The 15,333-nt window shown below is 50.3% G+C and carries 14 protein-coding genes; 9 read left to right on the top strand and 5 right to left on the bottom strand.

All coding sequences use genetic code 11. The annotated features are described in order from the left end of the window. Positions 1 to 63: 63 nt before the first annotated feature. The gene (gss, locus tag C4F37_RS11515) at positions 64 to 1,923 is read left to right on the top strand and encodes a bifunctional glutathionylspermidine amidase/synthase (RefSeq protein ID WP_001296411.1); all 1,860 of its coding nucleotides are present in this window, start codon (positions 64 to 66) and stop codon (positions 1,921 to 1,923) included. Positions 1,924 to 2,214: 291 nt separating this feature from the next. Next, positions 2,215 to 3,714, top strand: a complete 1,500-nt coding sequence (gene pitB, locus C4F37_RS11510; RefSeq protein ID WP_000933273.1) for an inorganic phosphate transporter PitB — start codon at positions 2,215 to 2,217, stop codon at positions 3,712 to 3,714. A 48-nt stretch (positions 3,715 to 3,762) separates the two neighbouring features. Here the strand turns inward: pitB and C4F37_RS11505 are convergent, their stop codons facing one another. Then, complete coding sequence (locus C4F37_RS11505) at positions 3,763 to 4,455, bottom strand: dTMP kinase (RefSeq protein ID WP_001190797.1); 693 nt, start codon at positions 4,453 to 4,455, stop codon at positions 3,763 to 3,765. Positions 4,456 to 4,628: 173 nt separating this feature from the next. Here C4F37_RS11505 and C4F37_RS11500 point away from each other — a divergent pair, with 173 nt between their 5' ends. The 7 genes from C4F37_RS11500 to lptG are packed head-to-tail and all read left to right on the top strand — an operon-like array spanning position 4,629 to position 11,115. Continuing rightward, complete coding sequence (locus tag C4F37_RS11500) at positions 4,629 to 5,342, top strand: dTMP kinase (protein ID WP_001076273.1); 714 nt, start codon at positions 4,629 to 4,631, stop codon at positions 5,340 to 5,342. A 31-nt stretch (positions 5,343 to 5,373) separates the two neighbouring features. Further along, the gene (locus tag C4F37_RS11495) at positions 5,374 to 6,147 is read left to right on the top strand and encodes a hypothetical protein (RefSeq protein WP_001539707.1); all 774 of its coding nucleotides are present in this window, start codon (positions 5,374 to 5,376) and stop codon (positions 6,145 to 6,147) included. 45 nt (positions 6,148 to 6,192) lie between these two features. Then, positions 6,193 to 7,542, top strand: a complete 1,350-nt coding sequence (locus tag C4F37_RS11490) for a lipopolysaccharide biosynthesis protein (RefSeq protein WP_000896850.1) — start codon at positions 6,193 to 6,195, stop codon at positions 7,540 to 7,542. Then, complete coding sequence (locus C4F37_RS11485) at positions 7,542 to 8,366, top strand: hypothetical protein (RefSeq protein ID WP_000985005.1); 825 nt, start codon at positions 7,542 to 7,544, stop codon at positions 8,364 to 8,366. Before C4F37_RS11490 ends, C4F37_RS11485 begins: the two co-directional genes overlap by 1 nt. An 11-nt stretch (positions 8,367 to 8,377) precedes the next feature. Continuing rightward, on the top strand, positions 8,378 to 8,938 hold the full coding sequence (locus C4F37_RS11480; protein WP_000098713.1) for a YtfJ family protein: 561 nt from the start codon (positions 8,378 to 8,380) through the stop codon (positions 8,936 to 8,938). 30 nt (positions 8,939 to 8,968) lie between these two features. After that, positions 8,969 to 10,039: an LPS export ABC transporter permease LptF gene (lptF, locus tag C4F37_RS11475; protein WP_000779633.1), complete on the top strand. Its 1,071-nt coding sequence runs from the start codon at positions 8,969 to 8,971 to the stop codon at positions 10,037 to 10,039. Beyond that, positions 10,036 to 11,115, top strand: coding sequence for an LPS export ABC transporter permease LptG (gene lptG / locus C4F37_RS11470; RefSeq protein ID WP_001296409.1), 1,080 nt, complete (start codon positions 10,036 to 10,038; stop codon positions 11,113 to 11,115). Before lptF ends, lptG begins: the two co-directional genes overlap by 4 nt. A gap of 34 nt (positions 11,116 to 11,149) precedes the next feature. Here lptG and spt read toward each other — a convergent pair whose 3' ends face one another. The 4 genes from spt to C4F37_RS11450 are packed head-to-tail and all read right to left on the bottom strand — an operon-like array spanning position 11,150 to position 15,201. After that, entirely contained in the window at positions 11,150 to 12,322 is a 1,173-nt protein-coding gene (gene spt / locus C4F37_RS11465) for a serine palmitoyltransferase (RefSeq protein WP_000524942.1), read from the bottom strand. Beyond that, entirely contained in the window at positions 12,322 to 12,570 is a 249-nt protein-coding gene (locus tag C4F37_RS11460) for an acyl carrier protein (protein WP_000248097.1), read from the bottom strand. The genes spt and C4F37_RS11460 overlap by 1 nt, the downstream gene beginning before the upstream one ends. A 31-nt stretch (positions 12,571 to 12,601) precedes the next feature. Then, positions 12,602 to 13,516, bottom strand: a complete 915-nt coding sequence (locus tag C4F37_RS11455; RefSeq protein ID WP_001077173.1) for an NAD-dependent epimerase/dehydratase family protein — start codon at positions 13,514 to 13,516, stop codon at positions 12,602 to 12,604. Continuing rightward, positions 13,513 to 15,201 (bottom strand): fatty acyl-AMP ligase, encoded by a 1,689-nt coding sequence (locus C4F37_RS11450; RefSeq protein WP_001335852.1) that lies wholly within the window; start codon positions 15,199 to 15,201, stop codon positions 13,513 to 13,515. Before C4F37_RS11450 ends, C4F37_RS11455 begins: the two co-directional genes overlap by 4 nt. Between the last annotated feature and the right edge of the window lie 132 nt (positions 15,202 to 15,333).

Raw genomic sequence — 15,333 nt, 5'->3', positions numbered from 1 at the left:
AGCAGGTAATCAGAGCACAACAATTACGCCAACTGCTTAGGTTGTATTGTTAAAGGTAAAGTGATGAGCAAAGGAACGACCAGCCAGGATGCCCCGTTCGGGACATTATTGGGCTACGCCCCAGGTGGGGTAGCAATCTACTCTTCAGATTACAGTTCTCTCGATCCGCAGGAATACGAAGATGACGCCGTATTCCGTAGCTATATCGACGATGAATATATGGGCCACAAATGGCAATGCGTTGAATTTGCTCGCCGTTTTCTCTTTCTGAACTACGGTGTAGTCTTCACTGACGTGGGTATGGCATGGGAGATTTTCTCACTGCGCTTCCTGCGTGAAGTGGTCAATGACAACATCCTGCCATTGCAGGCATTTCCTAACGGTTCGCCGCGTGCACCGGTAGCGGGGGCGCTTCTTATCTGGGATAAAGGCGGTGAATTTAAAGACACTGGCCATGTCGCCATCATTACCCAATTGCATGGCAACAAAGTCCGTATTGCGGAACAGAACGTGATTCATACCCCGTTGCCGCAAGGGCAACAGTGGACACGCGAGCTGGAGATGGTGGTCGAAAACGGCGGCTATACCCTGAAAGACACCTTCGATGACACCACTATTCTGGGCTGGATGATCCAGACGGAAGATACCGAATACAGCTTGCCACAGCCGGAAATTGCAGGCGAACTGCTGAAAATCAGCGGGGCGCGTCTGGAAAACAAAGGCCAGTTTGACGGTAAATGGCTGGATGAAAAAGATCCGCTGCAAAACGCCTATGTACAGGCCAACGGCCAGGTGATCAATCAGGATCCGTATCATTACTACACCATTACCGAGAGTGCCGAGCAGGAGCTGATTAAAGCCACCAACGAGCTGCACCTGATGTATCTTCACGCCACCGACAAGGTGCTGAAAGATGACAACCTGCTGGCGCTGTTTGACATTCCGAAAATCCTCTGGCCACGTTTGCGTCTCTCCTGGCAGCGTCGCCGTCATCATATGATCACTGGTCGTATGGATTTCTGCATGGATGAACGTGGCCTGAAAGTCTACGAATACAACGCCGATTCTGCCTCCTGTCATACCGAAGCGGGCTTGATCCTCGAACGTTGGGCGGAGCAGGGCTATAAAGGCAACGGCTTCAATCCTGCGGAAGGACTGATTAACGAACTGGCTGGCGCGTGGAAACACAGTCGTGCACGTCCGTTTGTCCATATCATGCAGGACAAAGATATCGAGGAAAACTATCACGCGCAGTTTATGGAGCAGGCGCTGCACCAGGCGGGCTTTGAAACGCGTATCTTGCGTGGGTTGGATGAACTGGGCTGGGATGCTGCCGGGCAACTGATTGATGGGGAAGGGCGACTGGTTAACTGCGTATGGAAAACCTGGGCGTGGGAAACGGCATTTGATCAAATCCGCGAAGTGAGCGACCGTGAATTTGCCGCAGTGCCGATCCGTACCGGGCATCCACAAAATGAAGTGCGTCTTATCGACGTATTGCTGCGCCCGGAAGTGTTGGTTTTTGAGCCGCTATGGACGGTGATCCCCGGTAACAAAGCGATTCTGCCGATCCTCTGGTCTCTGTTCCCGCACCATCGTTATCTGTTGGATACTGACTTCACCGTGAATGATGAGCTGGTGAAAACCGGTTATGCCGTTAAACCGATTGCCGGGCGCTGTGGTAGCAACATTGACCTGGTCAGCCATCATGAAGAGGTGCTTGATCAGACCAGTGGTAAATTTGCCGAACAGAAAAATATTTACCAGCAACTGTGGTGTTTGCCGAAAGTGGACGGTAAATACATTCAGGTATGTACCTTCACCGTTGGCGGCAACTACGGTGGGACGTGTTTGCGCGGTGATGAATCACTGGTCATCAAAAAAGAGAGTGATATTGAACCGTTAATTGTGGTGAAAAAGTAATACATGTTGTAGCAACCCCGTACTGATTATGAAGAATAATCAGTACGGGGATTAATCAAAACATTCAATATTTATATATTCCAATATTTATTCATTTTATATGTGAATATATTAACCAGCAGAATACCTGTGTTTTGATTATTTCTAAAGGTTTTGAATGAATGCTTATTGTCTGATACACAAGAAATAACACGCTTTTTATCGTTAAAAAATGATATTTCACTTTGCCCATGCCGTTAAAGTCACTGATAATGCGTCCGTTCGTAAATTCAAAATGGCGTAATCTAATATATGCTAAATTTATTTGTTGGCCTTGATATATACACAGGGCTTTTGTTATTACTTGCTCTGGCATTTGTGTTGTTCTACGAAGCAATCAATGGTTTTCATGACACGGCGAATGCGGTGGCAACCGTTATTTATACTCGTGCCATGCAACCACAACTTGCTGTGGTGATGGCGGCATTTTTTAATTTTTTTGGCGTGTTATTGGGCGGACTTAGCGTTGCCTATGCCATTGTCCATATGTTACCAACCGATTTGTTGCTGAATATGGGGTCAACTCACGGCCTGGCGATGGTCTTTTCCATGCTGCTGGCGGCGATTATCTGGAACCTGGGAACGTGGTTCTTTGGTTTACCGGCCTCCAGTTCGCACACCTTGATTGGTGCGATTATCGGCATCGGTTTAACCAACGCGCTGTTAACCGGCTCATCGGTGATGGATGCGTTAAACCTGCGTGAAGTGACCAAAATTTTCTCCTCGCTGATTGTTTCCCCTATCGTCGGCCTGGTCATTGCGGGTGGTCTGATTTTCCTGCTGCGCCGTTTCTGGAGCGGGACGAAAAAGCGTGACCGTATTCACCGCATTCCGGAAGATCGCAAAAAGAAAAAAGGCAAACGTAAGCCGCCATTCTGGACGCGTATTGCGCTGATTGTTTCCGCTGCGGGCGTGGCGTTTTCGCACGGCGCTAACGACGGGCAGAAAGGGATCGGCCTGGTAATGCTGGTACTGGTGGGGATTGCCCCTGCTGGCTTCGTCGTCAATATGAACGCGTCCGGCTATGAAATTACCCGTACCCGCGATGCCGTCACCAACTTCGAACACTACCTGCAACAGCATCCTGAACTGCCGCAGAAGTTGATTGCGATGGAACCTCCATTGCCTGCGGCATCGACTGATGGCGCGCAAGTGACGGAGTTTCACTGTCATCCGGCAAATACCTTTGATGCGATTGCGCGCGTTAAAACGATGCTGCCAGGCAATATGGAAAGCTACGAGCCGTTAAGCGTGAGTCAGCGCAGCCAGCTGCGCCGCATTATGCTGTGCATCTCTGATACTTCCGCGAAGCTGGCGAAACTGCCAGGCGTCAGTAAAGAAGACCAGAACCTGCTGAAAAAACTGCGCAGCGATATGTTAAGCACCATTGAGTACGCACCGGTATGGATCATCATGGCAGTAGCACTGGCGCTCGGCATTGGCACCATGATTGGCTGGCGTCGTGTAGCGATGACCATCGGTGAGAAGATTGGTAAGCGCGGCATGACGTATGCGCAAGGCATGGCGGCACAAATGACGGCGGCAGTGTCTATCGGCCTTGCCAGTTATATTGGGATGCCCGTCTCCACAACACACGTACTCTCATCTGCCGTAGCAGGAACGATGGTGGTGGACGGCGGTGGGTTACAGCGTAAAACGGTAACCAGCATCCTGATGGCGTGGGTGTTTACTTTACCGGCGGCGATTTTTCTTTCTGGTGGGTTGTACTGGATAGCATTGCAGTTGATTTAACCTTCCTGAAAATGCCCGGTCCTGGCGATCGGGCATTTCCATTTTTGACTAGTGATAACCACGCGCGGTCATAAAATCCGTAATCGCTTTTTCTGCATCAATCAGCACCTTTTCCAGTGGCTGATTAGCATCGATATCAACCAGTTGTGCACCGCCAAAGGTTAACTGTGGCGTTATGGCAATCTTCCTCGCCAGCGATTCCCGTTTATGGTCGGGTTTACGCGCGCAGGCAACTTCAAGGTCAACATTGAGTTTGATGACCAGATCAGGTTTATGGCTCGCCATCCAGTGAAACGCTTTACGTTCCTGGCTTGCCAGCCATGAGACAAAACGACCACCTTCAATGTTAGGTGGGAACACTGTACCATCGTAAGCGCCAGGAATTTGGTCCTGAGGATAACGGTCGGTTAGAACAATTAACCCGCGACGACGACAGGCAAGCATATGACGAAAGCGCAGTAAGCGACGGGCGACAAACGCTGTAATTACCAGCGCCGGAACTGGTCCTGGCAATTTTTTTGCTGTTTTCACCTGATTTCGTTCAATTGTTTTATGTAAGGATTTTCCCATCAACGGTAATTTTGTCACTGAACGACCGACATTTCCGGCCTGTTTTCCTAAATGAACTCTTTCGGCAGCACCATATTTTTCGACAACGGTAATGAGATGTTCACACACCGTTGACTTGCCTGAACCATCGCTACCAATAACGGCAATTAATGGAGGTGTTATTGACTGCATGAATATATCCTTTAATTTAAATATCCATTAAAAATATTTATTTGGTTAATATGTTTTTATGAAAGCGTAATTCAGGTCAATGTCACAATTAACCATTGTCACAATAAGGTTGAACGGATATTCTGAGCACGGACCACGTAATATTCAATACATTATTTGCTGCCGGGTTTTTCGTGAATCAACGTAATATGTCAATAATTAATTCCACGCCAGTGCGTGTTATTGCCATTGTAGGATGTGATGGTTCAGGTAAATCGACCCTCACGGCAAGCCTGGTAAATGAACTGGCAGCAACAATGCCAACAGAACACATTTATCTCGGGCAATCGTCCGGGCGAATTGGCGAATGGATTTCACAGCTCCCTGTTATTGGCGCACCTTTTGGGCGTTATCTGCGAAGTAAAGCGGCACATGTGCACGAAAAGCCCTCCACACCGCCTGGCAATATGACTGCGCTGGTTATCTATCTGCTTTCCTGCTGGCGGGCGTATAAGTTTCGCAAAATGTTGTGTAAAAGCCAGCAAGGCTATCTGCTCATCACCGACCGCTACCCGCAGGTTGAAGTGCCGGGTTTTCGCTTTGATGGCCCGCAATTGGCAAAAACCACGGGCGGTAACGGTTGGATAAAAATGTTAAGGCAGCGCGAGCTGAAGCTGTACCAATGGATGGCATCTTATTTGCCCGTATTGTTGATTCGTCTTGGCATTGATGAACAAACCGCGTTTGCGCGTAAACCTGACCACCAACTGGCGGCGTTACAGGAAAAAATCGCCGTTACGCCGCAACTGACATTTAATGGCGCCAGGATCCTTGAACTGGATGGTCGGCAACCAGCCGATGAAATTCTGCAAGCGTCACTACGCGCAATTCAAGCTGCGCTTTCCTGATCACCAAAATGGATAGGGGATGATTTAACGAATGGACGCACTACAAACACAAACTGTTAATAGTACAACCGCGCCGCAGCCCAACTACATTCCGGGGCTGATTGCGGTGGTCGGGTGTGATGGCACCGGTAAATCCACACTGACCACCGACCTCGTGAAATCGCTGCAACAACACTGGCAAACCGAGCGGCGCTATCTGGGGCTGCTCTCGGGCGAAGACGGCGACAAAATCAAACGATTGCCGTTGGTTGGCGTCTGGCTCGAAAGGCGACTGGCGGCCAAATCATCGAAAACCCAAAGCATGAAAACCCAAAGCATGAAAACCAAATCTTCAGCGCTATGGGCGGCGGTGATTATGTACTGCTTCTCGCTGCGAAGAATGGCGAATCTACGCAAGGTTCAGCGACTGGCGCAAAGTGGCGTTCTGGTGGTCAGCGATCGCTTCCCGCAGGCTGAAATTTCGGGCTTTTATTATGACGGACCGGGGATCGGCGTCGAACGTGCGACCGGGAAAATCAGCATGTTTCTGGCGCAGCGCGAACGGCGTTTATACCAAAAAATGGCGCAATACCGTCCTGAATTAATCATTCGTTTGGGGATTGATATTGATACTGCCATCTCCCGCAAGCCTGACCATGACTATGCCGAGCTGCAGGACAAAATCGGCGTCATGTCGACGATTGGCTATAACGGCACAAAAATTCTTGAGATTGATTCCAGAGCGCCCTACAGCGAAGTGCTGGAACAGGCACAGAAGGCGGTTTCTCTGGTTGCCATCGTTTCTGACCGCCGAAGTTTAACTTAAGGCTGGCGGGATACTTTTTACTATCAACGATAAGGTCAGGCTGAATTGGCGGGTTTTAACATCAAACATTGGTTTGCAGATGGCGCGTTTCGCACCATTATTCGCAATAGCGCCTGGTTAGGCTCCAGTAATGTCGTGAGCGCTTTACTGGGTCTGTTGGCGCTCTCGTGTGCCGGTAAAGGGATGACGCCCGCCATGTTTGGCGTACTGGTGATTGTACAATCGTACGCCAAGTCGATCAGCGATTTTATTAAGTTTCAGATATGGCAGCTGGTGGTTCAGTACGGAACACCAGCATTAACCAACAATAATCCGCAGCAATTCCGCAATGTCGTCTCATTTTCCTTCTCGCTGGATATCGTCAGCGGCGCGGTGGCGATTGTCGGCGGCATTGCCTTACTCCCTTTTCTTTCCCATTCATTAGGTCTGGATGACCAAAGCTTTTGGCTGGCAGCGCTGTATTGCACGCTCATTCCTTCAATGGCTTCCTCCACGCCGACCGGCATTCTGCGTGCGGTAGATCGCTTCGATCTAATTGCTGTACAGCAAGCGACGAAACCTTTTCTGCGCGCAGCGGGGAGCGTCGTAGCCTGGTATTTTGACTTTGGTTTTGCGGGTTTTGTTATTGCCTGGTACGTGTCGAATCTGGTTGGCGGCACCATGTACTGGTGGTTTGCCGCGCGCGAATTACGCCGCAGAAATATCCATAACGCCTTCAAATTGAATCTGTTTGAGTCTGCCCGACACATTAAAGGCGCGTGGAGTTTTGTCTGGTCAACCAACATTGCCCACTCCATCTGGTCGGCGCGTAACTCGTGCAGCACAGTGCTGGTGGGGATCGTGTTAGGACCCGCTGCCGCCGGGTTATTTAAAATCGCCATGACATTCTTCGACGCCGCCGGAACGCCAGCGGGTTTACTGGGCAAAAGTTTTTACCCAGAGGTGATGCGTTTAGATCCGCGCACCACCAGACCGTGGTTGTTAGGCGTGAAGTCAGGTTTACTGGCGGGCGGAATTGGTATTCTGGTGGCGCTCGCGGTGTTGATCGTCGGCAAGCCGCTTATTTCGCTGGTGTTTGGCGTTAAGTATCTCGAAGCGTATGACCTGATTCAGGTGATGCTGGGCGCAATTGTGATTTCGATGCTGGGCTTCCCACAGGAGTCATTGCTATTGATGGCGGGAAAACAGCGCGCTTTTCTCGTGGCGCAAACCATCGCCTCAATCGGCTACATCGTATTGCTGTTCATGTTCTGTCATCTGTTTGGCGTGCTGGGAGCAGCGTTTGCTTATTTCGGTGGGCAATGTCTGGATGTGGTGCTCTCGTTAATTCCGACCTTAAAGGCATTTTTTCAGCGCCATTCCTTGCTTTATAACGCAGCCGGAGAGAAATCCTGATGATGAGAAAATATTTCCCGCTTGAGGCGAGCGAGCGTTTATTTGTTGCAGTTGAAGAAGATGATGTCGTTGATGCACAGGTCAGTTTGCCGCCGACTATCGCACTAAGTTGTACCACCGAAATCATCCATGATAATTACGCGTTATGCCTGCAATTCTGGCTCAATGGCGTCAATCGCCAGGAGTTACTGCGTTTAATATGCAAACAGGCCAAAGGCGATGAGCTGACTGCTGATGAGCGCAAACAATTTAAATACATGCGAGCGCGCTACAAGCACCTGCGTTTTGCGCAACGGCTGTATTTAAAGAAGCATCAGGCCGGATTTTTATTCGGCAAAACGACCGTTTTTTTGGGGCGTTTTCAGGACGGTTTTCGTAACGGTAAGAAAAATATTGTGTCGTATTACGGCAACTTGTTACGGGTTTATTTAAGCTCTCCGGTCTGGTCGTTGGTGAACTATTCATTACGCCATAGCCAGTTAGAAAGCGTAAGCGGTTTTATTGCCTATCGGCAAAAGCAAATGCATACCCTGAAAGAGATAATTGCCAAACCGCGACTCACCGGCAGGGAATTTCATGATGTGCGAAAAATCATCAGCCAGCAGGTTTCTTATTACGACACCTTAAGATCGCTTGATCCTGAAAATAAAGAGGCGTTACAGATTTCCCGCTTCCTCGCCGCCATTAATGGCCTGATGGGGGATAAACACGACGACATGGTGGCGGATGATATGGAAAACCGCCAGTCGTATGATGCACCGGTGGCGCTGGATAGCGATATTCGCCAGCGCTTAGAGCTGCTGATTTCGCGTTTTCCGCTATAACCGGAGCAATGATGTCATCTCGTTTGATTATTGCGCTGATTATCATGCTCTTAGCCCAGGGTGTGCAGGCACACAATTTTGTCACTGGCAAAACGGTTACCCCCGTTTATATCCAGGAAGGCGGCGAGCTGCTTCTGAATAGCGACGACGAAATTCACTACCAAAAGTGGAACAGCACACAGCTGGCGGGAAAAGTCCGCATTATCCAGTATATCGCCGGGCGTAAGTCGGCGAAGAAAAAGAACTCACTGTTAATTAAAGCGGTTGAAGCGGCAAACTTTCCGCAGGATCGTTTTCAGCCCACCACCATTGTGAACACCGATGATGCCATCTTTGGTACTGGCTATTTTGTCGTTGGCAAAATCGAAAAAAATAAACGCCGCTATCCGTGGGCGCAATTCGTTATTGACGGCAATGGACTGGGACGCGTTGCCTGGCGGTTGCCGGAGCAGAGTTCAACCATTCTGGTGCTGAATAAAGACGGGCAAATTCAGTGGGCAAAGGACGGCAGCCTGACGCCGGAAGAGGTAGATCATGTCATTGCGCTGGCGCAGAAACTGATCAATGAATAAAAAATTCAAAGGATTGAGGGTGTTAGTGAGATGAAGCTGGTTGAACACTACATCATGCGTGGTACGCGCCGTCTGGTGCTGATTATCGTCGGTTTTCTGATCTTTATTTTCGCCAGCTACTCCGCACAGCGTTATCTGACCGAAGCGGCAAATGGGACCTTAGCTCTTGATGTTGTGCTGGATATCGTTTTCTACAAAGTGCTGATTGCACTGGAGATGTTGTTACCTGTTGGTCTGTATGTGTCAGTTGGCGTGACGCTAGGGCAGATGTATACCGACTCGGAAATTACCGCTATCTCTGCGGCGGGGGGCAATCCGGGACGCTTGTACAAAGCCGTTCTTTATCTGGCGATACCGCTAAGTATTTTTGTCACCCTTCTGTCGATGTATGGTCGGCCGTGGGCTTATGCGCAGATTTATCAACTGGAGCAACAGTCGCAGTCGGAGCTGGATGTTCGCCAGTTGCGGGCAAAGAAATTTAACACTAACGATAACGGACGAATGATCCTTTCGCAGACGGTTGATCAGGATAATAATCGCCTGACTGACGCGCTGATTTATACTTCTACTGCCAATCGAACCCGCATTTTCCGCGCCCGTTCGGTTGATGTGGTTGACCCATCACCTGAGAAACCGACCGTTATGTTGCATAACGGGACCGCCTATCTTCTCGATCATCAGGGGCGTGACGACAACGAACAGATCTACCGTAATCTGCAATTACATCTGAATCCGCTGGATCAAAGCCCTAACGTCAAACGCAAAGCAAAATCGGTCACGGAGCTGGCGCGCTCAGCCTTTCCTGCCGATCATGCCGAACTGCAATGGCGACAAAGCCGTGGCCTGACAGCATTGTTGATGGCGCTGCTGGCCATTTCATTAAGTCGGGTAAAACCGCGGCAAGGGCGATTTTCAACGTTATTGCCACTGACATTGCTGTTTGTTGCCATTTTTTATGGCGGCGACGTCTGCCGTACGCTGGTGGCTAACGGTGCGATTCCCCTCATTCCTGGTTTGTGGTTAGTACCCGGACTCATGCTAATGGGCCTGCTGATGCTGGTCGCACGCGACTTCTCTTTGCTGCAGAAATTTTCCCGATGAATGTTTTCAGTCGCTATTTAATCCGTCATCTCTTTCTCGGTTTTGCCGCCGCCGCAGGGCTATTGCTGCCGCTTTTTACCACCTTCAACCTGATTAACGAACTGGATGATGTCAGCCCGGGCGGTTATCGCTGGACTCAGGCGGTGCTGGTGGTGCTGATGACCTTACCGCGTACACTGGTCGAACTTTCGCCGTTTATCGCATTATTGGGAGGGATTGTTGGCCTGGGGCAGTTATCGAAAAACAGTGAGCTTACCGCCATTCGCAGCACTGGGTTTTCTATCTTCCGTATTGCACTGGTGGCGCTGGTTGCCGGGATATTGTGGACTGTTTCGTTAGGCGCGATAGATGAGTGGGTGGCGTCGCCATTGCAGCAACAGGCGCTGCAAATCAAATCGACTGCCACCGCGTTGGGGGAGGACGATGACATTACCGGCAATATGCTTTGGGCCAGGCGCGGTAATGAATTTGTGACGGTGAAATCGCTGAACGAGCAGGGCCAGCCTGTGGGCGTGGAGATATTTCATTATCGCGACGATCTCTCGCTCGAATCCTACATTTTTGCACGCAGTGCCTCCATTGAAGACGACAAAACGTGGATCCTGCATGGTGTGAATCATAAAAAATGGTTGAATGGCAAAGAAACGCTGGAAACATCAGATAATCTTGCCTGGCAATCGGCCTTCACCAGTATGGATCTTGAAGAGTTATCGATGCCGGGGAATACTTTTTCTGTCCGTCAGCTTAATCATTACATCCATTATTTGCAGGAAACCGGACAACCCAGCAGCGAATACCGCCTTGCACTGTGGGAAAAACTGGGGCAACCGATCCTGACCCTGGCGATGATTTTGCTGGCTGTGCCGTTCACCTTTAGCGCCCCGCGCTCGCCAGGGATGGGTAGCCGTCTCGCTGTAGGCGTCATCGTTGGCTTACTCACCTGGATCAGCTATCAAATCATGGTCAATCTGGGATTGTTATTTGCGTTGAGCGCACCTGTTACCGCGCTCGGTTTACCGGTAGCGTTTGTGTTGGTGGCGTTGAGCCTGGTGTATTGGTATGACAGACAACATTAAACCCGCCGTGGCGCAACACCACAGCGGGCTCACATTACTGCTTCAGAGTAGCAAATGCCTGAATGATGGCATCGATTTGCTCACGACTGTGGGCAGCGTTTACGCTACAGCGCAGCAGAGTGATGCCTGCAGGCGCGGCAGGTGGCAGGATAAGATTCACATAAACGCCCAGCGAAATAAGCTCGCGCCAGATGCGTAAACCTTCCTCTTTCGAACCGATTATTACTGGCACTACCGGGCTAATATGTGAACTTAACTCATAACCCAGTTTTTGCAGACCGTCATACAGATGGTTGGCGTTATCCATCAGTTTTTGCCGCAGCTCTGGTTGTGTGGCAATGGTTCTTAACGACGAGCGCACGGTCGCAATGCAGGACGGAGAAGGAGAGGCGGTAAAAATATACGGGCGGCTGCCGTAGCGCAGCACTTCCATCGCTTCCGAACCGACAGCAAAACCGCCAATCGAGGCCAGACTTTTACTGAAAGTACCAACGATAATATCCACATCATCTTCAACGCCAACGGCTTCAGCCAGTCCGCGCCCCGTTGCGCCTAACACGCCAAACGAATGCGCTTCATCGACAATCAAATAACCACCGAGACGACGTTTGATATCAACAATTTCCGCTAACGGCGCAACGTCACCGAGCATGCTGTAGATGCCCTCAACGATGATAATCGCCTCTTTCGCCCGTTCACCGAGGCGAACCATGCGCCGTTCCAGATCTTTAGCATCGTTATGGCGGAAACGAATAATTTCTGCGCCACCGAGAGAACAGGCGTCATAAATACTGGCGTGGCTGTCGGCATCCAGTAACACCACGGCGTTATGGTCGGCAAGTGCGCTGATGACGCCTAAATTAGCGGTATAACCGGTTGAAAAAACGATAGCGGTAGGGCGATTGAAAAACTCGGCAATCTCTTTCTCTAACGCCAGGTGCGGCGCATAACTGCCGTTTGCCATACGAGAACCGGTGGTGCCGGTGCCTTGGGCCGCTAACGCTGCCTGACCTTCGGCGATGGCATCATGATTAAAGGTTAAACCGAGATAATTATTGGTCCCGGCCAGAATCACTTTTTTATTGCCGATCCGACCTTCGGTGGCGGAATACACTTCATCAATACAGGTGCCAAACGGTGTTAACCCGTTGTCACTAAATTGCAGTCGCTCGCCAGCAAGGCGCGCATATTTATCGTATAGCCCCATTATTTATTCTCCAGCCATGGAAGTAGAGTTTCCATTAATTGCGCAGGGGTTTTGACATCCAGCAGAATATTAATAGGAATGGAAATATCGAATCTGTCTTCCAGCATCATTAAGAGATCCATCACTTTGATCGACTCCAGGCCAAGATCGTTGACGAGATCGCTGTCGGGCTTAATTTCCACACCGTTTTCGACCAAATCCTGTAAACAGGAAAGGATGTAATCCATTACTATTTCACGATTTACCATAGAAACGTTAACACACCTTTAAACAAGACAATCAAAATAGCCCGTTGCGTAATGCGTGTTCCAGGCTAATCCCGGGAAACCAATTAATATCTTCAGAAATACGGTTATTACTTGCCGACCAGTCGGCATGGGTTAATTCACGGATTTTCGAACGAGTCAGCATCGGTTCTTTACCCGCCAGACGGCTCAACGCGGTACTGATATCCGCAAGGCAGGTGAGTAGCGGCAGAGGAATACCGACCATCCGCACGGAACCACAGCGGACATCGGCAACAAGCTGTTGGACACGTTGCCAGTCATAGCCTCCGGCGACGCCATCGCATAATTCATAGGTTTGCGTCTGTACAGTTTCGGCGCTTAACCACTGACCCACTGCTTGCGCAAAATCGGTGACGTGCAGGAAAGAGAGCTGTGTCTCTGGCGTGCCAAGTCGTGGCAGCAGACCGCGCAGCATCCAGTCAAACAGCGGTTTTAACTCTTTATCGCCGGGACCATACACGTCTGTCGGGCGAAAAACGCCCAACGTAATTGCGTCAGCCATTGCAGTCAGCTGTTGTTCGGCGACGTGTTTGGAATTTGCGTACCAGGAGAGTTCGGGATGGCGCGCCGCCAGCGAAGAGATAAACAGAAATCGTTGGCAAAAGCCGCTCTCTTTTGCCGCTTGCATCAGGCGCAGGCTGCCGTCAACGTTGCAGCGGGTAAAAATCTCTTCTTTGTGCCCGCGCACTTGCCCGGCGCAATGGACCACCGCGCTGGCTCCGGTAACCAGTTCGCTAAGCGAATGTGTATCTTCCAGCGAACCGCGCACCCAAGTGAGATTATCATTGACGTGAGCGCGGGCAGTACGCGTCAATGCGCGAACGTGAAAGCCGCGGGCGAGCAGGTTATCAATAATATATTTACCGATAAACCCGGTAGCGCCCGTCACCGCGACAGTTTGATTCATGCCAGGGACTCCTGCACATGAAGACTGGCAGCATAAGCCTTCTGATAACGTTTTTTCGCTTCCGCACGGGCAGGCTTGCCGGAGGATGTTCGGGGAATACTGTGGGGCGGCAACAGATCGATATCCGCGGTAACGCCAAATTCGCTTTGGATCCGTGCTGCCAGCGCGTGGATAAGCTGCCCGCGACGTTCTTCATCGCTGATCCGACACTGGATCTGCAAAATGATTTTTTCCTGGGCGGTAACAAAAGCAATCGCATCGCCAGAATGAATTTCCGGTTCCTGTTCCGCAATATATTCAATATCCTGCGGCCAGATATTACGGCCACGAATAATAATCAGATCTTTAATGCGTCCGGTGACATACAGATAACCGTCCAGCAGATAACCGAGGTCGCCGGTGTCTAACCAGCCCGTCGCGGCAATCTCGTCTTGTGAAATCTGGTCGCCAAAGTAACCGCTCATCAGGCTAGGGCCGGAGATGCAAATATGGCCTACCACACGTTCCGCGACAGGTATACCTGCTTCATTGCGGATTTCAATGCCATGTTCCGGCAACGCTTTACCGCAGTTGACGAAAGTCGATACGGCGCGTGTTTCAGCACCCGGCGCGACGGCTTTACCCTGGTATTCGAGGATGTCGCGATCCACTTCGTTAACCACAACCCCGGAAGCTTCATCAGAGAAGCTGACAGCCAGCGCATTTTCTGCCAGTCCGTAGCACGGCATGAAAGTTTTATCGTCAAAGTTGACCTGACGGAAACATTCAGCGAATTGATGGAGTTGTTCTGCGGAGATGGGTTCTGCACCAATACCAGCGACGCGCCAGCAGGAAAGATCCAGTTCAGCGAGATCTTTTTCATTCACGCGGCGCTGGCACAATTCATAGCCAAACGGCGGCGCAACGGAAACGGTGCCGCGATTTTTACTGATCAATTTAAGCCATTGCAGAGGACGCATGGCAAAATCCTGAGTGCGCAAATAATCTACTGAAAGCTGCGTGGCGACGGGGGTCAGGAGAAAGCCGACCAGTCCCATATCATGGTAGAAAGGCAGCCAGGAGACGCAGCGGTCGCCAGGGCGTAATTTAATCCCATCGTGGCTTATAGCACGTAGATTAGCCATCACTTCGCGGTGAGTAATGATAACGCCACGGGGAAAACGGGTGCTGCCGGAGGTGTACTGGAGGTAGGCGATATCGTTTGGAACTGGACGTTGAAGCGCAACATCGGCTTCCGGTAATGCCTTAAACCAGGCGTGGCTTAAAACATGTAATTCGGGATTGTTATGCGTCGCGGCATTGACCAGTGGCAACCACTCATCACCAGTGATAATGGCTGCGGGCTGGCAACTTGCCAGTAACCCCTGCAGTTTGGCGCTCCAGGAATCCCGCTGACCGACGCCCATTGGAATCGCCAACGGGACGGCGACTAAGCCGGCATACTGGCAGGCAAAAAAAGCTTCTACAAACCCGCTACTCGTTTCGGCAATCAGTGCCACGCGATCGCCTTTTTTCAGGTTCAGCGATAACAACCGCTTCGCACCAGCTTCGGCACGCGCTTTTAACGTCTGATATTCCAGTTGATCTTCAAGTTGGCAACGTCTGTCATAAAAATTCATTCCAGCGCTACTCAGAGCGGCATAGTCCAAAGCATCAACCAGCGTTGGAAAATCGGCATAGCGCATAGGTAGGGAATGCGTAAAGATTTTATTAGACATATACACCACGAAAAAATTGGATATCAAAAATAAAATGACAATAATGCGGTGGATTATATAGGCATAAAAGATAAATGAGATTGTATTTTCATCGGTGCG

This window comes from Escherichia sp. R1, assembly GCF_003000935.1.
Taxonomy (GTDB): domain Bacteria; phylum Pseudomonadota; class Gammaproteobacteria; order Enterobacterales; family Enterobacteriaceae; genus Escherichia; species Escherichia coli.
Note: the sequence above shows the minus strand (reverse complement) of the source record. Positions and strands in the feature narration are given on the sequence as shown.